20 protein-coding genes are annotated in these 20181 nt (G+C 70.6%); 8 read left to right on the top strand and 12 right to left on the bottom strand.

What is annotated here, in order from left to right; translation table 11 throughout:
• Positions 1-40 precede the first annotated feature (40 nt).
• Entirely contained in the window at positions 41-547 is a 507-nt protein-coding gene (locus RNB18_RS34005) for a hypothetical protein (RefSeq protein ID WP_311717938.1), read from the top strand.
• Positions 548-573: 26 nt separating this feature from the next.
• Here RNB18_RS34005 and RNB18_RS34010 read toward each other — a convergent pair whose 3' ends face one another.
• Entirely contained in the window at positions 574-1074 is a 501-nt protein-coding gene (locus RNB18_RS34010) for a type III secretion system chaperone family protein (RefSeq protein WP_266517426.1), read from the bottom strand.
• The gene (gene mshA, locus RNB18_RS34015) at positions 1067-2404 is read right to left on the bottom strand and encodes a D-inositol-3-phosphate glycosyltransferase (protein WP_311717939.1); all 1338 of its coding nucleotides are present in this window, start codon (positions 2402-2404) and stop codon (positions 1067-1069) included. Before mshA ends, RNB18_RS34010 begins: the two co-directional genes overlap by 8 nt.
• Positions 2405-2621: 217 nt before the next feature.
• Between mshA and RNB18_RS34020 the strand changes: the two genes are divergently transcribed.
• From RNB18_RS34020 to RNB18_RS34030, 3 genes are all read left to right on the top strand, one after another.
• Complete coding sequence (locus tag RNB18_RS34020) at positions 2622-3452, top strand: class I SAM-dependent methyltransferase (RefSeq protein WP_311717940.1); 831 nt, start codon at positions 2622-2624, stop codon at positions 3450-3452.
• A gap of 217 nt (positions 3453-3669) precedes the next feature.
• Positions 3670-4743, top strand: coding sequence for a C40 family peptidase (locus tag RNB18_RS34025; RefSeq protein WP_311717941.1), 1074 nt, complete (start codon positions 3670-3672; stop codon positions 4741-4743).
• A 274-nt stretch (positions 4744-5017) separates the two neighbouring features.
• On the top strand, positions 5018-6316 hold the full coding sequence (locus tag RNB18_RS34030; protein WP_311717942.1) for a PP2C family protein-serine/threonine phosphatase: 1299 nt from the start codon (positions 5018-5020) through the stop codon (positions 6314-6316).
• Between the two features lie 42 nt (positions 6317-6358).
• On the opposite strand, the gene RNB18_RS34035 is transcribed toward RNB18_RS34030, so the two are convergent.
• The 3 genes from RNB18_RS34035 to RNB18_RS34045 form a co-directional block, all read right to left on the bottom strand.
• Positions 6359-6697, bottom strand: coding sequence for a DUF2516 family protein (locus tag RNB18_RS34035; RefSeq protein WP_030318102.1), 339 nt, complete (start codon positions 6695-6697; stop codon positions 6359-6361).
• Positions 6698-6841: 144 nt separating this feature from the next.
• On the bottom strand, positions 6842-7519 hold the full coding sequence (locus RNB18_RS34040) for a hypothetical protein (protein WP_266517411.1): 678 nt from the start codon (positions 7517-7519) through the stop codon (positions 6842-6844).
• Positions 7520-7593: 74 nt separating this feature from the next.
• Positions 7594-8103, bottom strand: coding sequence for a helix-turn-helix domain-containing protein (locus RNB18_RS34045; protein ID WP_311717943.1), 510 nt, complete (start codon positions 8101-8103; stop codon positions 7594-7596).
• 110 nt (positions 8104-8213) lie between these two features.
• Between RNB18_RS34045 and RNB18_RS34050 the strand changes: the two genes are divergently transcribed.
• From RNB18_RS34050 to RNB18_RS34060, 3 genes are all read left to right on the top strand, one after another.
• Entirely contained in the window at positions 8214-8954 is a 741-nt protein-coding gene (locus RNB18_RS34050) for a VOC family protein (RefSeq protein WP_311717944.1), read from the top strand.
• Between the two features lie 133 nt (positions 8955-9087).
• Positions 9088-9579 carry a DUF3592 domain-containing protein gene (locus RNB18_RS34055; RefSeq protein ID WP_311717945.1) on the top strand — a complete coding sequence of 164 codons (492 nt, stop codon included), beginning with the start codon at positions 9088-9090 and terminating at the stop codon, positions 9577-9579.
• A gap of 74 nt (positions 9580-9653) precedes the next feature.
• Positions 9654-11408: an ankyrin repeat domain-containing protein gene (locus RNB18_RS34060; RefSeq protein WP_311717946.1), complete on the top strand. Its 1755-nt coding sequence runs from the start codon at positions 9654-9656 to the stop codon at positions 11406-11408.
• Positions 11409-11414: 6 nt separating this feature from the next.
• Here RNB18_RS34060 and RNB18_RS34065 read toward each other — a convergent pair whose 3' ends face one another.
• From RNB18_RS34065 to RNB18_RS34075, 3 genes are read right to left on the bottom strand one after another with little or no spacing between them, the layout of a single operon-like run.
• A complete protein-coding gene (locus tag RNB18_RS34065) occupies positions 11415-12140 on the bottom strand; it encodes a class I SAM-dependent methyltransferase (protein WP_311717947.1) in 726 nt (241 codons plus the stop codon).
• 44 nt (positions 12141-12184) lie between these two features.
• On the bottom strand, positions 12185-12688 hold the full coding sequence (locus tag RNB18_RS34070; protein ID WP_311717948.1) for an HAD domain-containing protein: 504 nt from the start codon (positions 12686-12688) through the stop codon (positions 12185-12187).
• A 23-nt stretch (positions 12689-12711) separates the two neighbouring features.
• A complete protein-coding gene (locus RNB18_RS34075; protein ID WP_311717949.1) occupies positions 12712-13335 on the bottom strand; it encodes an RraA family protein in 624 nt (207 codons plus the stop codon).
• A 157-nt stretch (positions 13336-13492) separates the two neighbouring features.
• Between RNB18_RS34075 and RNB18_RS34080 the strand changes: the two genes are divergently transcribed.
• Positions 13493-14341 (top strand): nitroreductase/quinone reductase family protein, encoded by an 849-nt coding sequence (locus RNB18_RS34080; RefSeq protein ID WP_311717950.1) that lies wholly within the window; start codon positions 13493-13495, stop codon positions 14339-14341.
• 85 nt (positions 14342-14426) lie between these two features.
• Here the strand turns inward: RNB18_RS34080 and RNB18_RS34085 are convergent, their stop codons facing one another.
• The 4 genes from RNB18_RS34085 to RNB18_RS34100 all read right to left on the bottom strand — a co-directional run bounded on the left by RNB18_RS34085 (position 14427) and on the right by RNB18_RS34100 (position 20109).
• On the bottom strand, positions 14427-16472 hold the full coding sequence (locus RNB18_RS34085) for a HelD family protein (RefSeq protein ID WP_311717951.1): 2046 nt from the start codon (positions 16470-16472) through the stop codon (positions 14427-14429).
• A 56-nt stretch (positions 16473-16528) separates the two neighbouring features.
• Entirely contained in the window at positions 16529-17137 is a 609-nt protein-coding gene (locus tag RNB18_RS34090) for a TetR family transcriptional regulator (RefSeq protein WP_311717952.1), read from the bottom strand.
• Between the two features lie 30 nt (positions 17138-17167).
• Positions 17168-19036, bottom strand: coding sequence for an aminoglycoside phosphotransferase family protein (locus tag RNB18_RS34095; RefSeq protein ID WP_311717953.1), 1869 nt, complete (start codon positions 19034-19036; stop codon positions 17168-17170).
• 203 nt (positions 19037-19239) lie between these two features.
• Positions 19240-20109 carry a GntR family transcriptional regulator gene (locus RNB18_RS34100; protein ID WP_311717954.1) on the bottom strand — a complete coding sequence of 290 codons (870 nt, stop codon included), beginning with the start codon at positions 20107-20109 and terminating at the stop codon, positions 19240-19242.
• Positions 20110-20181: the final 72 nt, after the last annotated feature.

Genomic DNA, 20181 nt, shown 5'->3' on the forward strand with positions numbered 1-20181 from the left:
GGCGTCCGTCCGCTGATCGGCACCGATTAGCGTCACCGGCATGGATGACAGACAGAACTCCTTACCGTTCAGACGTCTCTCCGTGGCCGTAGCGGGTGCGGCCGCCCTGGTCGCCCTCAGCGTCGGTGGCGCCATCGCCGCGAACTCGGACGACGAGCCCAGCGCCGAGCCGAGCGCGTCGACCACCCTCCCGCCGGACGACGGCACGGTGGGCGGCAGTGGTGGCACCGACGGCGGCACGGTCGGTGCCGGCGGTGGCGGCGACGAGAACACCACCGGCGGTTCCGATCCCACCCCGACCTCCACGTCCCCCGACGAACCCCCGGTCACCGACGAACCCTCCGCCCCGAGCGAGCTGGCGGAACTCAACCGCCGTATCGCCGAGCTCGACAAGAAGGTCGACGAGCTGCCCACCAAGAAGGAACTGGCGGACGCGCTACGGGCCTTCGCGGACCAGCTGGACAAGCCGGCCACGCCCGGGGATCCCGGCGGGACCGAAGAGCCGACCGACGATCCTCAGCCCACCGACTCACTTCCGCCCAACTAGGCCCAGGACCGCGGAAACGCCGGGGATCAGTCCTGCGAGCGCTGGGTCAGATGCGCGAACGCGTCCAGGTTGCGCGTCGACTCGCCCCGGGCCACCCGCCACTCGTACTCCTTGCGGATCGCGGTGGCGAAACCCAGCTCCAGCAGGGTGTTGAAGCTGCCGTCGGCCGCCTCCAGGACCTGACCGAGGAGGCGGTCGACCTCGTCGGCGGTGACCGCGGCGAGGGGGAGCTTGCCGGCGACGTAGACGTCACCGAGCCGGTCGACGGCGTAACTCACGCCGTACAGCTTGAGGTTGCGCTCCAGGAGCCAGCGGTGGACGCCGGGTTCGTTCTCGTCGGGGTGGCGGATGACGAAGGCGTTCAGCGACAGGGAGTGGCGGCCGACGAGGAGCGAGACGGTCGTCTTCAGCTTGCGGGTGCCGGGGAGCTGCACGACGTAGTTGCCGGGTGCGGGGCTCTCCCACTCGACCTCGGCGTCCTTGAGGACGCCCTCGATGACCTGCGCTGCCTTCTCTGCCTCAGCCATGGTGGGAGCGTACGTGACGCCGGTACGACTGCGCCGCGGCCACATACACGTCCGCCGTCGCCGCGGCGGCGGTGTCCCAGCCGAAGGACTGGGCGTGCCGTGCGGCCGCCTCGCCCATGCGGGGCGTGAGTGCCGGGTTGTCGGCGAAATCGCGCAGCACGCGCGCGTAGGCGGCCGGATCGTGTCCGCGTACGAGGAAACCGGTCCGTTCGTCGGCCACGGCCACCGGCAGTCCGCCGACCGCCGCCGCGAGCACCGGGGTGCCGGCCGCCTGGGCCTCTATGGCGACCAGGCCGAAGGACTCGCTGTAGGAGGGCATGACCAGCACGGACGCGGCCCGGAACCAGTCGGCGAGCTGCTCCTGGCCGACGGGCGGGTGGAACCGTACGACATCCGCGATGCCGAGGCGGGAGGCCAGTTTCTGCAGGCCCTCGGGTTTGGCGAGGCCGCTGCCGCTGAGGCCGCCGACGACCGGGACGAGGATGCGGGAGCGCAGGTCGGGGCGCTGGTCGAGCAACACCGCCACGGCCCGCAGGAGGATGTCCGGGGCCTTGAGGGGCTGGATGCGGCCCGCGAAGAGCGGAATCAGGGCGTCCTGGGGCAGACCTAGGCGGGCTCGGGCCGCCGCTCGGCCGTCCGCCGGGCGGAAGCGCTCGAGGTTCACCCCGGGGTGGACGACGGCGACCTTGGCGGGGTCGGCGGCATAGTGCCGTACGAGTTCCTCGCGCTCCTCGGCGGTGTTCGCGATGAGGCGGTCGGCGGCGGCGACGATCTGGGTCTCGCCGATGACCCGGGCGGCGGGCTCGGGGCTGTCGCCGTCGGCGAGGTTGGCGTTCTTGACCTTGGCCATGGTGTGCATGGCGTGCACGAGCGGGGTGCCCCAGCGCTGGGCGGCGAGCCAGCCGACGTGGCCGGAGAGCCAGTAGTGCGAGTGGACCAGGTCGTAGTAGCCGGGGCGGTGGCCGGCCCAGGCCTGCATCACACCGTGGGTGAAGGCGCACAGCTGGGCGGGGAGGTCCTCCTTGTTGAGTCCCTCGTAGGGGCCCGCGTCGATGTGGCGGACCAGGACGCCGGGGGCCATCTCGACGGTCGGCGGGAGACCGCCGGTCGTCGCGCGGGTGAAGATCTCGACCTCGATATTGATCGCGGCGAGGCGCTGGGCCAGTTCGACGATGTAGACGTTCATGCCGCCCGCGTCGCCGGTGCCCGGCTGGTGGAGCGGTGAGGTGTGCACGGAGAGCATGGCGACGCGGCGGGGGCGGCGGTGCAGGCGCAACCGGTGGGGTGCGGCCTGGGAGCGACGCTGGAGCCTGCTGACGTACTGGCTCACGTGGCGTTCCTCCTTGCTGCGGGCATGCCGGACGGAGGGTGTGGGGACCCTCCGAGGGAGGCAACACCGGAAGTCGGCATTCCCATTCCGTGCGGGGCGGTTTTTGCCGAGGTATTACCGTATTTCGCTCAACCGTTCGAGGATGGGGTGCGTCGCGGCCCGGCCCGGCCCGGGAGAGCGCGCGATGGCCCGGCGCCCGCCGCATACCCTCGTAGGCATGACATCCCGCGCCGCCTCGCGTCCTGTGGGCACGGTCACGCGCGGGACGACCAACCCCAACCGGCTGCGCCGCATGGACCGCTGGATCGCTGCCGCACACGGCGCCGAGCTGCGCCGCGCCGCCGATCCGGTCGCCGTCGATCTCGGGTACGGCGCCGCGCCCTGGACGGCCGTCGAGTTGCTCGCCCGGCTCCGTGAGAAAGCTCCACGCACGCGCGTGGTCGGTGTCGAGATCGAACCGGCCCGGGTGGCGGCGGCGAAGCCGTACGAGCGCGACGGACTCGTCTTCCGGCACGGCGGGTTCGAGATCCCGGTCCCCCAGCGGCCGCTGCTCGTCCGGGCGGCCAATGTGCTGCGCCAGTACGACGAGGCCGAGGTGGCCGCCGTATGGGAGCGGCTGTGTGCCCGGCTGGCACCGGCCGATCCGGCGCGGGGATCGCGCGGCGGGCTGCTCGTCGAGGGGACCTGCGACGAGATCGGGCGTCGGCACGTGTGGGTGGCGCTCGGTCCGGAGGGGCCGCGGACGGTCACCTTCGCGACCCGGCTGGGCTCGTTGGAGCGGCCCTCCGACCTCGCCGAGCGGCTGCCGAAGGCGCTGATCCACCGCAACGTCCCGGGCGAGCCGGTGCACTCCTTCCTGCGCGACTTCGACCGCGCGTGGGCGGCCGCCGCGCCCTACGCGTCGTACGGCACCCGGCAGCGGTGGATCCGGACAGTACGGGACCTGACGGCCGACTGGCCGGTGGTGGACGGGCCTTCGCGGTGGCGGCAGGGGGAAGTGACGGTGGCCTGGGGGGCGTTGGCACCGCGCGGGGTGCCGCAGTCGTGAACTCCGGTGCGCAGCGCGGGTGAACCCGCCCCGGGAGTGACCTGCGGGGAACGATCTGTGTGAGTCGTTCGTCACACAGGCGGGGAGATCGTTTTCGGGGGACGGGGAGAGGGGGAGGCACCGGGAAGGCCTGCCTCTGTCGCTTTCGACCATGGCGTGGCACGATCCCCCGAGCACCGTAAGTTACTGACGGTAAATCAGCTTTGGGGGCAGCGGTATGGGAACGGGCAAGCGCGGTCTGATCGCTACGACCATGACCGTGATCGGCGCGGTAGCCGTGCTGGCGGCACCGGGTACCGCCTTCGCCGCCCCGAGCCCGCCCCCCAGCCCCACGGCTTCGCCGACCGCCGTGACCAACAGGGACATCGAGGCCGTACGCAAGCAGCTCGACGCGCTCTACCACGACGCGGCCGTCGCCACCGACGCCTACAACGCCGCCGAGGAGAAGGCCGAGCAGCAGTCGGCGCAGATCGTCGCGCTGGCCCAGAAGATCGTCAAGGGCCAGGAGAAGCTGGCGAAGCTGAAGGCCCGCGCGGGCGCCGCAGCCGCCGCCCAGTACCGCAGCTACGGTCTGTCGGACGAGGCGCAGCTGATGCTGAGTGACGATCCGCAGGAGTTCCTGGACAACACCGGCCGGGTACTGCAGGGCCAGCGTGCCACCAAGGCGCTGATCGCGGAACTGACCCGGACCCAGCAGGACTTGAAGCAGTACGCCGACGACGCCTCCGCGCAGTGGACGAAGCTGGAGGCGAACCGCAAGGCGAAGGCGACGGCCAAGAAGCGGGTCCAGCAGCAGATCGCGGCGGCCGAGAAGCTCGAGTCCCAGCTGGAGGAGAAGGAGAAGGAGCGCCTCGCCGAACTGGAGGAGCAGGCCGCCCATCAGGCGCAGACCGCCTGGCTGGACTCCGGCATCCTCGACGAGATCGACGGCAAGGCGAGCGCGGCCGGGAAGCTCGCGGTCGCCTTTGCGACGACCCAGATGGGCAAACCGTACGAATGGGGCGCCGAGGGCCCCGACTCGTACGACTGTTCCGGACTGACCTCACAGGCCTGGGCGAGCGCCGGCAAGCCCATTCCGCGCACCTCGCAGGAGCAGTGGAAGCAGCTCAAGCACATCGACGTCAAGGACATGCGGCCCGGCGACCTGATCATCTACTTCGACGACGCCAGCCATGTGGCGATGTACCTCGGCGACGGCGCGATCGTGCACGCGCCGCGGCCGGGGCGGACGGTGACGATCGCCGGGGCGGGGTCGATGCCGATACTCGGGGTGGTGCGGCCGGACGCGTGAGCACCGCCGGGCGAGCGAGTGAGACGTGGACCATGTGATGCGGGGCACGCCTGACGACCCCGCAAACCTTCCGCGAACGTGACGTTCGTCATCCCCGCAGCACGCGCCATCTGTCCAACTGCGGTGGATAACGCGGCATATGACAGTGGCCACCGGCCAAGCGGCGTGTCTTACGCCATTCCTTTCCCGCCCCGGCACCCGCTATGGTCCCCGTCGGTGGATCGAGGTCCCTCGCTCCACCATGCCCTCGGGGGGAGGGAAGGAATCCGAGACCATGCCCGTACCCATACCGCGGCAGCGAGCGATCCCGGCCGTGGAGAGTGGTCAGGCGCCGGCCGCACCGAAGGACGCCCCCTCCAAGGAAGCCCCGCGCAAGGAAGTCACGGTCGACAACAACGCCACCACCCAACTGAGCCTGCTGGTGATCGAGGACGATCCCGGCGGGTCCACAGTCGTCCCCGAACTCCTGGACTCGGCCGGCAAGCCGATCCGCGTCCGCACCGCCCGTAACCTCACCGAGGCGGAGCGGCTGCTCACGGACGACGTGCACTGCATCCTGCTCGACCTCGCGCTGCCCGCGCCCGGCCGCTCCGATGACGACGACGAGCTCGCCGTACTCCGTCATGTCCTGGAGCTCGCACCGCGGCACGCCGTCCTCGCGCTCACCGCGTCCGGCGACGCCGAGCGCGGTGCGGAGGCGGTGCGGGTGGGCGCCCAGGACTATCTCTTCCGGGACGAGCTGGACGGACGGCTGCTGAGCCGGGCGATCCGGTACGCGGTGGAGCGGAAACGTTCCGACACGGCGGAGCGCAGGCTCGCCGAGGGACGGGTGCGGGCGCAGGAGAACCGGCGCCTGGAACGCGGGCTGCTGCCCACGCCGCTGCTGGAGGGGTCGTCGCTGCGGTTCGCCGCGCGGTACCGGCCGGGCCGGTCGCGTGCGCTGCTCGGCGGTGACTTCTACGACGTCGTACGGACTCCCGACGGGACCGTGCACGCGATGATCGGCGACGTCTGCGGGCACGGCCCCGATGAGGCGGCGCTCGGCGTGGAGCTGCGGATCGCCTGGCGTGCGCTGACCCTTGCGGGGCTGTGCGGGGACGAGCTGCTCGGCACGCTCCAGGAGGTGCTGGAGCACGAGCGCTCCGACGACGAGATCTTCGCGACGCTGTGCACGGTCGACATCGCGCCGGACGGGCGGCGGGCGGGGCTGTGCCTCGCCGGGCACCCGTCGCCGCTGGTGGCCCGGCCGGGGCGGCCCGCGCGGCTGCTGCCCTACGACAACAACGGGCCCGCGCTGGGCCTGCTGCCGGGGGCCCGGTGGCCGCGGATGCAGGTGGAGCTGGGGGCCGAGTGGAGCCTGATGCTCTATACCGACGGGCTGATCGAGGGGCGTGTCGGGGAGGGCGGGGAGCGGCTGGGGCAGGACGGAATGGTCGCCATGATCCGTCGCCAGCTGTCCGAAGGGCTGCGCGGTGAGGCGTTGCTGCGGGCCGCGGTGAACGAGGTGCGGTCGCTCAACGGGGGCGAGTTGGCGGACGACGTGGCGGTGCTGCTGCTCGACCGGGAGGGTTAGCGGTTGGCGCCCCTCGCGGGGCGCGACCCTCGGCCTGCATGATCACCTGCCGCCGTTGTACGGGCCGTAGGGACCGTCGCTGCTCGAACCCCTGCCCCGACCGCTGCGGCCGCCGCCCGGGAGGGCGCGGATCGCCGGGCGTACGTCGACCATGTAGACGATCGTCGCGATGAGGCCGATGATCGGCAGGAACGACAGGATGTTGAAGATCAGGTTCACCACGAAGGCGAGCCCGAGGATGATCAGCCAGAAGGGCTTGGTCTTCTTGTCGGCCGCGCGGTAGGCGTCCTCACGGCGGATGGCAGCGTCGAACAGCGCGAAGCCGCTGAAAACGATCAGGGCCATGCTCAGCAGCCACATGAAGCCTGCGAACCCCTGCATCAGCACAACGTCCACCACCTGACTCGGCTCGTCATTTCGCGATTACGCGGTCACCGTACCCGCTCCCGTGAGTCCGCTACCCGCAGAACGGGCCGGGCACTCGGTAAGTGCCCGGCCCTGAGTCCTGAAGCGTCCCGCGGTGCCTTACTTGGCGGGCGGGGTCGTCTTCTTCGCCGTGGTCTTGCGCGGGGTGGCCTTCTTGGCGGTGGGGGTCGTCTTCTTCGCCGGGGCCGGGACGGCGGCCGTGGCCGTGGCCGGGGTGGGCTTCGCGGCCGGAGTCGCGGTCGCCGGCTTCTTGACCTCGCCCGGCTCCGCGCTCGGCTCGACGGCGATGGCCAGTTCCTCGATCTCCTCGGCGGCCTCGCCACGCCAGGTCTTGACGGCCTGCTCGCCGTGCTCGGCGACCTTCTCGTAGGTCTCGCGGGCCTTGACGGCGTACTCGGCGGCGACGCCGACGCCGCGCAGGGCGAAGTCCTGGGCGGACTCGCCGAGCTTCTTCAGGTCCGCGTCGAGGGTGGTGCCGATCTTCTTGATGTCCCCGTCCAGGTTGGTGATGAACTCACCGACCTTGGTCTGGAGGGTCTCCTGCGTCTCCTTGACCTTGGCGCCGGCCTCCTTGGCACGGGCCTGGGCCTTCTCCTGGACCGCCTTCGGGTCGGTGCCGCGCACGGCCTCGATACGGGCCGGCGCCTCGGCGCGCAGCTGCTCCACCAGGCCGGGCACCTTCTTGGCCTCCTGGAGGGCCAGGTCACCGGCGCCGGCGAGGAAGTAGAGCGGGGTCGGGTCCTTGACGGCCTTGCGGATGTCGTCGGTGATGGCCATGGTGGTGGTCCTCCCGGATCGCTTTCTGATGAGGGTTTTGGGTCCCGCGGTGCCAGTGAGTCTCCGGTCGAGTCTCAACTGGCCGTCTGGTGCGGGTCGGCGTCGCTGCCGTCGGTCTTGCGGGGGTCTGCTACGGCGGTGTCGTCGTCCAGTACGTCACTGTCCTGGACGTCGCTGCCCCGAAGGGCCGTACCGTCGCTCTGCGCGGAGGGTGCCGCGTCCGGCGGGGCTATCTCGAACCCGTTCTCCTTGCGGAAGGATTCGTAGATCTGGATCAGCACCTGCTTCTGCCGCTCGTTGAGCGTGGGATCGGCGAGGATGGCCGCACGTGTCTCCACGTCGTCCCGGTCCCGCTCGGCGTCGAGGATGCCGGCTCGCACGTACAAGGTCTCGGCGGAGATCCGCAGGGCCTTGGCGACCTGCTGCAACACCTCCGCGCTCGGCTTGCGCAGCCCGCGCTCGATCTGGCTCAGATACGGATTGGACACCCCGGCGGCATCGGCGAGCTGCCTGAGCGACAGCTGCGCGGTGCGCCGCTGTTCACGCAGGTATTCACCGAGATTGCCGACGTTGAGCGATGCCATGTCCCCACTGTGCATCACCCGCGCTAACTATTGCAAGCAGGCGCTTGCAATAGTGTGTCACGCCACTCGTCTGCCTCATTCCTCTTCCGGACCTGCATAGGATCGCCGGTATGGCCCTGCGACCTGTTCAGGTGAACATCAAGGCTCTTGACGGGCCGACAACCGGCCGGTTCTGGGCGGAGGCGCTCGGCTGGAATGCCTACAGTCCCGGTGTGACCACCTACGTCGGCCCCGCGGGCGGTCTCGTGTGGCCGGACCCGGTCGGTGTCGGCATCGACGTCGTTCCCGTCCCGGAAGCCAAGACGGCGACGAAGAACCGTGTGCACCTCGATCTCGCCACCACCTCCGCGGGCCATCAGGCGGAGTTGGTCGCGCGCCTGGAGGCTCTTGGCGCGACGCCCGTCGACGTGGGCCAGGGCGAGGTTCCGTGGGTGGTCCTTGCCGACCCCGAGGGCAACGAGTTCTGCGTACTGGAGCCTCGCGAGGTCTACCGGGACACCGGGCCGATCGCCGCGATGGTGGTCGACTGCGCGGATCCGCGGGCCATGGCCCGGTTCTGGGGCACGGCGACGGACTGGACCCTGCACGAAGTGACCGACGATCAGGCGGTGTTGCGCTCCGCCGAGGCTGTCGGCCCGTATCTCGAGTTCCTCCGCACGCCCGACGAGAAGAGCGTGCCGGACCGCGTCCATCTCGACCTGCTGCCGTACCCCGGTGACGACCGGGCGGCGGAGGTGGCCCGGCTGCGTACCCTCGGCGCCACCGACCTCGACCTCGGCCAGGGCGACGTCCCGTGGACGTGCCTGTCCGACCCGGAGGGCCACGAGTTCTGCGTCCTCTCTCCGTCCTGACGCGGAACCGATGGACAGGACTGCGGCGCCGGAAGCGCCGGGTCACCCACTTGTCGTCCTCTCCGGGCCCCTCGCTCGGTGTGCTCCGGCGTTGGGATAGCGTCCCTGTCACTCCGCGTGAGCGGACCAGTGGATGAGCGAGGGGGATGGTGTGCGGGTTCCGTGGCGTGGGTGGGGTGCCCGGCAGTGGGTCACGTTCGGGGTGATCGCGTTCGGGTCGTTGTTCCTCGTCATCGGGTTGGTACTGGCGGGAGTGACGGTCTCGTTCCTGAAGGATGCGGAGAAGGCCCGGGGCACGGTGGTCTCGCTGGAGTGGCGCAACGACAGCGTCGGCACGTCATCCCGCAGGGCGAGGTCGAACGACAAGCCCGCGGCGTACCCCGTGGTCGAGTTCACGCCCGCGGGCGGCACGCCGCGGACGTTCCGCAGCTCGACGGGGTCCAATCCACCGTCGTACGAGGAAGGCGACCGCGTCGAGGTGCTCTACCGCGCCGATTCGCCCGACGACGCGGAGATCAACGGCTTCGCCTCACTGTGGCTGCTGCCTCTAATTTTCGGCGGGATCGGGCTGCTGTTCGCGGGGATCGGGACGGCCGTCGCGGTGGTGGGGCGCCGGCGTTCCTGACGTGGACGCCGAGCCCCCGGGTCAGGAATTCCCCGCCCCCGGGCATTGTCAGTGCCGTGTGCGACGCTCGGCGCATGGGGTTCTTTGACGATCTGGTGCTTGCTGAGGAACCGGCCGCCGAGCAGGCCGTGTTGGCCCGGTTACACCCACCGGGAGAGGACGACGGACGGTATGCGCCGCCCGTCGACCGGTTCGCGCCCGCGCTGTCGCCGCAGCTGGAAGTGGTCGGCGTGGGGGCCGAGACGCGGGTCCTGCTGACGGGGTGGTCCGTGTGGCCGCGGTCGGTCACCCTGCATCTGGCGGTGTTCCGCAAGATGCGTCGGCAGGGCGGGGACGCGCGTCGGCAGTCCGGGCTGCGGGTGGGGCTGCTGTTCTCCGACGGACGGCGAGTGACCTCGCTGGACGGCACCGTGATGCGGAGCATCTCCTGGACAGGGCCGCAGGGTCAGCCGCAGGAGGCGGCGACCGAGCAGGCGGTCGGGCTGATCCCGTTGGATCCGGGCCTGCACCACTCCCGCAGATCCCTGTTCAAGACGGACGTCGACCTGTATCTGGCAGAGCTCCCCCCGCCCGGAGAGACGCGGTTGGTCGTCGAGTGGCCGGACGAAGGCGTGCCCGAGACCCGTACTCCGGTCGACGTGGACGCGCTCCATGCCGCCGCACGCCGGGCGATCGAGGTCTGGCCCGGAATCCAGCCGCCGGAACAGGAGGAGCTGCCGGCTTCGTTCGCGACGCTGGAGGTCAGCGGACCCCCGGCACTCCTGGCGCCACCCCTCAACCGACGCCAACGCGAGGCCCTACGGCGTGCGGAGGAGGCGCGGCAGCGCTATGTACCGCAGGCCGACTGGCAGCGCATGGGCTACCGCGACTGGGGCGACGCGGCCCTGGTCAGGGCCCGGTTGGAGGCAGGCGCCCCGCCCGACGCCCGGGCGGGATGGCGTGGCGCCACCCCGCTGCACCTCACGGCGGAACAGGGCTCGGCACAAGCGGTGGCCGCACTCCTGCCCCACATCGCGGACGTCGACGTACGCGACGACGAAGAGCACACCCCGCTCTGGTACGCCGTACAGAGCATGGACGAGGCCACCGTGCGCGCGCTGATCGACGCCGGGGCGGACGTGTGGACACCGCAGGCGGAGCCCTGGTCGCCGGGGCGGCTGCTGCTGACCACGCCGCTCGCTCCGCTCGTCCAGCACCTGCCGGGGGCGGTGGAGTTACCGCCGGAGGAGGTCGCCGCCCAGCAGGCCGCGGACGCGCTCATCGCGGCCTTCGGTACGGAGCCGATGTGGACCGAAGGGCTCGGTGTCTGCTTCGTACAGGGCCTCGACGAGGACGAGTTGATACGGCGGCTCGGCGCCGATCCCGCGCAGTGCCCGAGGACCGATCCCGACGACGCGCCCTTCGACCCGATGGACTACGACGAGTCCCTGCGCTACGTGGGCGTCACGGGCGTCGACGGCGCCCCCGGCGGCTGTGTGATCACACAGGACGGGTACATGCCGAGCGATGACGCCGTGCTGCGGGCGATATCGGCGGGCACCACCGCCTACGGGGTGTACTTCAACCCCAAGGGCGGCACGTTCGGCGCCCTGGCCCGTGACGGCGAGATCGTCGCCGGCGACGAGATCCACATCGGGCCGCACGAATCGGACCCGGCCGCCTACTGGACCTTCCGTTTCTGGCAGCGCAAGCACGCGTTTCCCTACGGCGCCGATGTCCTCGCCTACTGCTGCGACAAAGCCGGTCTGCGGATCAGCGAGGGGCGGGACGCGGTCGAGGGCCAGGCCCCCCGCCGCTGGGTGCCCCTGCCGACGCGACTTCAACGCTAAGCCTGCTCAGGGGCGCCGCGCCACGAAGACCAGTTCCTTGCCCGGCCGGTCCGGCGCATCCCGTACCTCCTCCACCACCAACCCCCGCGCGACCAGCTCCGCCTCGACCTCCCCCCGCTCCCGGAAGCGCAAGGTCGAGTCCGAGGTCAGGGTCCGCCCGTCCGCGGCGAACACATAGCTCCACCGGAACGTCACCAACTGCCCGTCCACACCGATGACTTCGACCCAGCTCTCCACCGCTCCGACACCGGGCACGTCCGTCACGGCGTACGACGCCTCCCGGTGCCACTCCTCCCAGGCCCGCCGGGCGGGGTCCCGCGTCTCGAACACCAGCCGCCCACCGGGCCGTAGCGCCGTGTACGCACCCCGCAGCGTCTCCCGCCAGGCATCCGCTTCTACGATCTGCTGGGCGACGTTGGCCGTCATGGTCACCAAGTCGACGTGCAGCGGCGGGAGTTCGGATGCGACCCCATGGATCCAGCGAACCCGCTCACTCCCCGGCTTCCCCCGGGCCACGTCGAGCGAGGCGAGGGCGGGGTCGACCCCCACCACCTCGATCCCCCGCCCGGCCAGCAACAGCGCGAACACCCCCGTCCCACAGCCGATGTCCAGCACCCGCCGCGCCCCGAACTCCTCCACCATCCGGACATACGCGTCGAGGTCGCCGCGATCGGGTTCGACCGCGTCATAGATCGCGGCGAGCCGGGGATGGGTGAAGCCTTCGTCAGCCATGCGGGCGACCGTAGGGGGAGCGGGGCTCGGCCGACCACTCGATATCACCCGGCCCGGTCACGCCCTCCTCTCGCCAGCCACTCCTCCAGCACCGCGAAGTCCTCTTCGGTGAGTCCCGCTCGGTGATCCACTCGGTGCAGGAGAGCCCGTTCGGGATGGTGGGCCGCCACCCAGGCCCGGTCGGCGTCGGTGATCTCGTCGTCGACCCAGACGAACGGCCGTCCGGCCGCCCAGGAGACGAGGGGGCGGGTCTTCCAGTGCGGGCCGGTCGTCTCGTCGTCGTCCGAGTCCGGCCAGTCCACGAGCGGCAGCCGGGGCAGTCCGAGCCAGGGCGCCAGATCGGTGTTGGCGTCGTCCCCCCAGGTCGTGGCCCACACCAGATCACAGCCCAGCGACGTCAGACGCGCGCCGAGCGCGGGGTCGACACGGTTCAGCAGCGGATGGTCGGTGCCGGTCCCGGCTTGCGGAAAGGCCGGCTCGTACAGCGGATACGGCCTCGCCGCCCCGAACGGCAGCAGTGTCCCGTCGACGTCCAGGAAGAGAAGCACCCTCGGCCTCCAGCCCCCGTCCGTCATCCCTCGAACCCGGCCTCCGCAAGGATCTCGTCGATACGCGCCCGATGCGCCGCCTCCCACGCGTCGAGCGTCTCGGCCGCCTCCTTCGCCAGCTTGGCGCGGGCAGCGGCAAGGACGTCGGACCGACGCGCGGCGGGGACCGCCACGACCCCCTCCTCGTCGGCGACCACCACGTCCCCGGCCTCGACCCGCACCCCGCCACAGCGCACCCGCCCGCCCAGCGGCGCCACGGCCTTCTTCGCGCCCGGGATCGGGATGACCCCTCGGGCGAACACCGGGAAGCCGGCCTCCCGCACCTCGGCGAGGTCGCGGATCAGCCCGTCGGCGACGAACCCCGCGATCCCCCGCCGCTGCGCGACCGCACACACGTTCCCGCCGGCCAGGGCGTAGTCGAGGTCCCCCGACTCGACCACGACGACCGAGCCGGCCGGCGCCCGGTGGATCGCGGCGTGCAGCATGAGGTTGTCGCCGGGCGGGCACCGTACGGTGAACGCCGGCCCCGCCACCCTCGGCACCGGCCCCCACAGAGGCCGGATCCCGATGTCCATGACCTGGTCCCGACCGAGCAGATCGGCCAAGGTGGTCGTGGGAATGTCCGCAAACTCGGTGGTCTCGATCATGCCGCGGACGTTACCGTGCGTGCATGACTGCCGGGTCGGCCTTGTGCCGTGAGCGAGTTGGGTGCCCGGCCTCTGAGTGAGGCCAGGGCGGGCCAGGAGTCCGCCGCTTTCTCTGAGTCGTCCAGGAAATGACCGGAGACCAGAGAGAGCAGAGAGAGTGACCCATCCCATCCAGGACTTCAACCAGCGGATCATCGACGAGTTCCGCGCCCACCACGGCCGAGTCGGCGGCCCCTTCGAGGGCGGCCGCCTGATCCTCCTCACCACCACCGGCGCCCGCACCGGCACCCCGCACACCACCCCCGTCGGCTACCTCCCCGACGGCGACCGCATCCTCGTGATCGCGTCCGCGGGCGGCTCACCGCGCCACCCGGACTGGTACCGCAACCTCGTCGCGCACCCTCAAGTCACCGTCGAGAGCGGCGTGTTCACATACGAGGCGAAGGCGGTCGTCCTGGCGGGCGAGGAGCGGAACCGGGCCTTCGCACGGGCCGTGGAGTCGGAGCGCGGCTGGGCCGCGTACCAGGAGAAGACCGACCGCGTCCTCCCCGTGGTCGCCCTGCACGAGATCACCCGCCCGGGGCCGCCGAACATCAACGCCTCGTCCCCGGGCGAGGCCATCAGGCTCGTCCACGACGCCTTCCGCCGCGAACTCGGCCTGATCCGCAAGGAGTTGGCCTCCACGTCCGATGGGTCCAGCACCCTCGGCGCCCAACTCCGCGTCAACTGCCTGACGTTCTGCCAGGGTCTGCACAACCACCACACCGGCGAGGACGTGGCGATGTTCCCGTTCCTGGCCGACCGCCACCCGGAGGCGGCTCCGGCCATCGACCGCCTGCGCACCGAACACGAGCACATCGCGGCCCTGGTCGAGGAGTTGCGCGAGGCGCTCTCCGGCACCGACCTCGATACCGTCCGCACGGAGGTCGACCGCCTGACGACCGAGTTGGAGGCGCATCTGACGTACGAGGAAGAGCAGTTGATCCCCCTCCTCGACCGCGCCTGACCCCACCACGGGCGGCCCGCCACCAGGTGGGCTGCCCGTGGCGGCCGCCAAACCCGGCGTGCGGCCGCCTGCGGGCAGCACCGCGCTAGAACGGCAGTGGCCGCCCGTGCACCACCACCAGCCGCGACACCGCCCGGGTCAGCACGACGTACAGCCGGTGCAGCCCGCGCTCCTCCGCCTCCGCGATCGCGGCCGGCTCGACGGCCACGACATGGTCGTACTCGAGTCCCTTGACCAGCCCGGCCGGTACGACGCTCACCCGCGCACCGAGCTCGTCCGGTCCGGCGGCGACGATCCCGGCCGCGTCGAGGGCCTGCCGTACGCGTTCCACGTCGGCGTCGGCGGCGACGACCCCCACGGACCCCTCGTGCGCGAGCGATTCCCGTACGGCGTCCACCACCGCGCCCGGCAGGGCGTCCAGGGATGTGGGACGCAGCCTCAGCTCCCCGTCGCCGCGCAGGGACCGCCCCTCCGGCACCGCCACATCCAGCTGCGCGAGGAGCCGGTTGGCGAGCTGGACGACGGCCTGCGGGACGCGGAAGCCGATGGTCAGCGGCACGACGGCCGCGTCCGGTTTGCCGAGATGGCGCAGGACGGTGTGCCACGAGCGGGCCGCCCAGGGCGTGGTCCCCTGCGCCAGGTCACCGAGCACGGTGATCGACCCGAAACGGGCCCGGCGGGCGATCGCCCGACACTCCATGGGAGACAGGTCCTGCGCCTCGTCCACGACGAGATGGCCGTACCCCTCAGGATGCTGCACGAGCCCGGCGACCTCGTCGAGCAGCACCAGATCGGCCGCCGACCAGCGCGCCGACTTCCAGGACCGCGGCGGCTTGGCCCACAGCAGGTTCTTCTGCTCCTCGGAGTCGAGGAGCCCGTCTGCGGCGGCCGCCAACTCCTCGCGGTCACTGAGCAGTTCGGTCACGACCTCCTCGGGCCGCGCCTTGGGCCACACGCCGTCGAGGAACGCCCCGAGCACCCGGGACCGCGAGACCCGCTGCACCCACGCACCGCTCTGCGGCCCGGCCCGCCGCTCGGCCTGCAGCTGCACACTCCGCACCACCCGGCTGCGCACCCGCTCCCGCCCGGTCGAGTACGGCGGTTCCTCCTCCCGTACGTCCCCCACGATCCGCGCGAGTTCACCGGCCCCGACCCGCCACTGGTACGACCCGTCCTTGATCTCCAGGGAGTTGACCTGCGCGGTCGACACCCGCGCGTACAGCGCCCGGCGCAGCACCTCCGCCATCCGGGGGTCGTGCTTGAGGACGGCGGTGGGGTGGGCGTCGGTGGCGGTGACCCGGTGGCGGGCGATCTCGTCCTGGAGCGTGGACTGCCGTACGCCGGTCTCGCCCAGCGCGGGCAGCACCTGCGCGATGTAGGAGAGGAAGGTCCGGTTGGGCCCGAGGACGAGGAGCCCGCCGCGCCGCATCCGCTGCGGGTGGGTGTAGAGGAGATAGGCGGCCCGGTGCAGCCCGACGGCGGTCTTGCCGGTCCCCGGAGCCCCCTGGACGCACACGGAGACGGCGAGGCCCCCTCGTACGAGATCGTCCTGCTCGGGCTGGATCGTCGCGGCGATGTCCCGCATGGGGCCGACACGGGGCCGTTCGATCTCGCGGGTGACGATGTCGCTGACCTGCGGCGGCCCGCCGTCCCGGAGGTGCTCGTCCTCCAGCCCGGTGAGATCGGCGGACTCCCCCTTACTCCCCGGCGCCCACCCGAACCGCCGCCGCACGGCGACACCCTGCGGATCGCGGGCGCCGGCCTGGTAGAAGGCGCGGGAGACGGGCGCGCGCCAGTCGACGACGAGGGGCGGGGCGGCGGGATGCTCGGTGATCCGCAGCCGGCCCAGGTGATACGCCTGCCCGGCATGGTCGCCGTGGTCGAAATCCAGCTTCCCGAAGAACAAGGGCCCTTCGGGCAGCTCCCGCATCTCCTTGGCCTGACTGCGCAGCTGATACCCGAGCACTTCGGCGTCCGCCCCGGAGGCGGAGACGTCCTCGCCGACGACGACCTGCTCCTGGGCGCCGTCGATCATGGCGGCGAGAGCGGTACGGCAACGGTCGTGGTGGATGCGCTCGCGGTGGAGGGCACCTTTCAGGGCGGGATGCGGAGCGGGGCCGGCTGACGTCATGAGGGCGAGCCTACGTGAGAAAATGAAACCGGGTTAAATTTTTTACTCGATCTTACTCAGCTGAGCCACGGCAACCCGGCCGCCAGCACCCCGAAGGCCCGCTCGGCCGCGGCCACGGCATCCCCCCGCACGTCCTCCATGCGCTCCCCCGCCGAGATCCGCCGCCAGTTCTCCATGGCGAGAATCCGCCGCACGGCGATGATCTGCCCCGCCGCCAGCCGCGCGTCGAGATCCCCTCCGAGCACCTCGGCGAGCGCGGCCTCCTGCCGCTCCAGGTGCCCGTGGGCGCGGGCGACGAGGGCGGGGGTGCCGTAGAGCAGCGAGTGAAAGGCAAGAACCTGGGGGTGATCATTGAGCCCGGTGACGGGGTCGTCCCGCTCCAGCCCTTCGAGGAAGTGCCGCCGCAGAGCGACCAGGGGCGCCTCGTCCGACTCCACCACGACCCGCGCGGCCTCGTCCTCGTGATCGGCGATCCGGTACAGAACGAGGTCCTCCTTGGCCGGGAAGTACCGGAAGAGGGTGGGCTTGGAGATCTCGGCGGCGGCGGCGATCTCGGCCACGGAGACGGCGTCGAAGCCCTTCTCCAGGAAGAGACGGATGGCGATCTCCGACAGGGTCTCGTACATCCGCTGCTTCTTGCGCTGGCGCAGGCCGAGGTCATTCATGGCCGTGAGCCTACGCACTGGGGCCGGGAGTCAGGACAGCCTGAGCGACGCCGGCGCCTTCGGCGCGACCCGCCTGCGCAGCCCCAGAGAGCCCGTGGCGGCGGACAGGGTCATCTCGTACGCGTCGACGGCCAGCCGTACGTTGGGGGCGCTCAGTGCGGCCCCCGTCGTCATCCGGTCCAGGTCGACGTATGCCGAGCGGATCTGCTCGATCCAGCGGTAGACGCGCCAGTCACGCTCCCACCCCACGACACACCCGGCAGGAAGCTTCCCGCTCCAGCGCTCGAACATCCGCATCCGCATCTCCGTGCGCGTCGGCGTCAGATGCAGATGGCGTACGAGGTCGTACAGGGGATCGCCGATCATCCCCATTTCCCAGTCGATGATCGTCAGCCCTCCCCGGCGCCCGGCACGCACCAGATTCCAGGGGTTGAGGTCGCCGTGCAGCAGAGCGGGGGTGCGCTCGGTCACCGCGTAGCGGCCGAGGATCCGCCGGAGCACTTGGCCGTCCGGCAGCCCCCGCTGATCTGCGGCCCGCAGGGTCTCGACGGGGAGATCGTCGACGAAGCCGGCGAGCCGTCCGGTCAGCCAGCGGTAGAAGCCCCCCTCCGGCTCGCAGGACGGCAAGGACGAGTGATCCACCTTCGCGAGCGCGGCGAGTGCGTCGACGAGTTCGTCCGCCTCAACTGGCAGCAGCCCGTCGACGGGATGTTGTGGAGCCCGGTTCTCGGGACCCTCGTATGTGTGGATGGCGAAGTGACGCCCACGAGCGTCGTACCCGAGCGCCAGGATTCGCGGTGCCCGGATCTGCGCGCCGGACTGCTCGATCACCTGCAGCACAGCGTGTTCCGGGAGGAGCACTCGCTCACGACGAGGAGCCGCCGCGGTTTCGCGACGAACCACCACGGGTCCCGGAGAGTCCTCCAAGTGGACGACGGTGTTGAGATGAGCCGTCCCGCGGAAGACCCGGTCGGCCGGGGCGACGCCCTCCACCGACAGCGCACGGCGCACCAGGTCTGACGGGAAGTCGGCCCGCTCCGGAACGCGGGAGTCGCGCCGCCACCTGAAGAGCATGTCCCGCAACCCCTCAGCGTCCCGCGCGACGCGCGACGCCTGCCAGCGGAACAGGGCGTCCGCGATCTCCTTCTCGGGCGCTACCTCGGACATGCCGAGCAGGCCGGCCGCACGCTCGAGAGCCGTACCGATGTCGGCGGACACCGCCAGCAGCCGGCGGTCCTCGACCGAGTCGCCGAGGGACTTCGCCGCGCGGATCACATCGTCGTATGCGGCGTGGATGCGCTCGAAGTCGACGTAGTACCGAAAGTCCCGGCCGAGACCGCTGACGGCGAGGGGCCTGGTGCACCGCATCTCGGACGCCCACTCCTGGACGACCTCTTCCACCTGGTCCTCGGGGTAACGCATCCGCACCACGTGACTGGCGAGACCGTGCAGCGGATCTCCGTACGACGCCGAGGTCCAGTCGAGACGGGCAACCGAGAGCTTGGGGCCTTCCAGGATGATCACGTTGTCCCGGGCGAGGTTCGTGAGCATGAGGCCGTAGGGGCGACGGGACAATGCGGGAACCTGCTCGGCGTACCGGGCCAGCGCGTCGCCCGGTACGCCGAGCACGGCGAACAGCCCGCCAATCGCAGTCCAGTCGGGGGCGAACATGCGCTGCTTCGCATGGCGCACGAGCGTGTCCAGATAGGCCCGGCTGTCCCTTTCGTTGCGCGACCACTCGGCTGGCAGCGGAGGCAGTGCGTCCTTGCGCACGAGGGCCAATCGCGTGAGGAACCGGGTCAGGAGGCCGACGACCAAGGAGTCGATGGGCTTGTCGGGCGGGCAGGTCTTGGCCAGCACGTCGGCCCCCGGCCCCGGGGAGACCATCGGCGCTCCCACGGAGATCTCACCTATGTATCCACTCCTGCGAAACGCCGTAAGAGCAGCATCCCGGGCTTCGCCCCCACGGTCAGGCCAAGCACAGATCGCCATTTGTGCTCCTGAAAACGCTAGTTCTAAACAGCGAAAGCGATACGCAGCCAGAAAATTGATGCACACGATAGTGGTGCGCATCCCTCCGCACGGCCGCGAAGCGTCCTTTGTTATGTCGCCAGCAGCCGCCAAGTCGAGTCGAACCATCTCTGCCAGTTGCTCACGATCAATGAGTCCTGGGAGTGCGGGTCGGCGTCCTTCACCCAGTGGGTCAGCGTGGAGTCGAAACCCATGACGTCGACGACGTCGAGGGTGGTGCCGTCATCGAGCGTGATCGGCCGCTCGGACGGCACATACGGCCCGGTCACCACCTCGGCCTCATTGAAGATGTAGAGCTTCGAGTAGGGCACGAGAGGAACTCGGCGGATCTCCACCGCGGCGGTCAGGCCGTCGATGTCCCTGTCGAGTTCCTGAAGGCGGCGGGCCAGGTTGTCCGTGTGGTATCTCCTGATGTCACGGAGATGCCTCTGCGGCCTGTTGTCGCCCCGGTCGCCCCGGGCATAGGGGAAGGGCAGCGGCTGGTCGTCGGACGGTACGAGCATGCGAATGGTGATCGTGGCCGGACGGATCTCACCTGCCCGGATGAGCTCCTCCTGCGCCCGAACGTGGGTGTAGAGGACCTCTGACGTGAGCGTGAACACATCCAGTGCGACATGGGATGCCTTGAAGGCGGCAGCAATCAGCGGACCGAGTGTCAAGCGTCGCGCGGCGAAGTTCCCGCGTGCGCTCGACCGAACGGTCTGCGTGCGCAGCACCATCGAGCCCCTGCCTTGACGCGACTCGATCCAGCCTTCGTCGGCCAGAACTGCGAGCACACGTTGGACTGTGTCCCGGGACACTCCATGCTTCGCGGCGAGCTCGCGCTGTGACGGCAGGAGTGTTCCTTCATCGAACCCGCCCTCTGTGATCTCCGCGAGCAGGGTGCTCTTCAGTTCCTGGAACTTCCGGCCACCGTCATCGGCCCCACTCCCGGTACCCACACGCCGATCCTACCGATCCCGGTCAGATATCCGTCCATTTTCAGTCAACCAGCCCATTGGGGCAGTCGACCT

Source organism: Streptomyces doebereineriae, from assembly GCF_031845645.1.
GTDB classification, from domain to species: domain Bacteria; phylum Actinomycetota; class Actinomycetes; order Streptomycetales; family Streptomycetaceae; genus Streptomyces; species Streptomyces canus.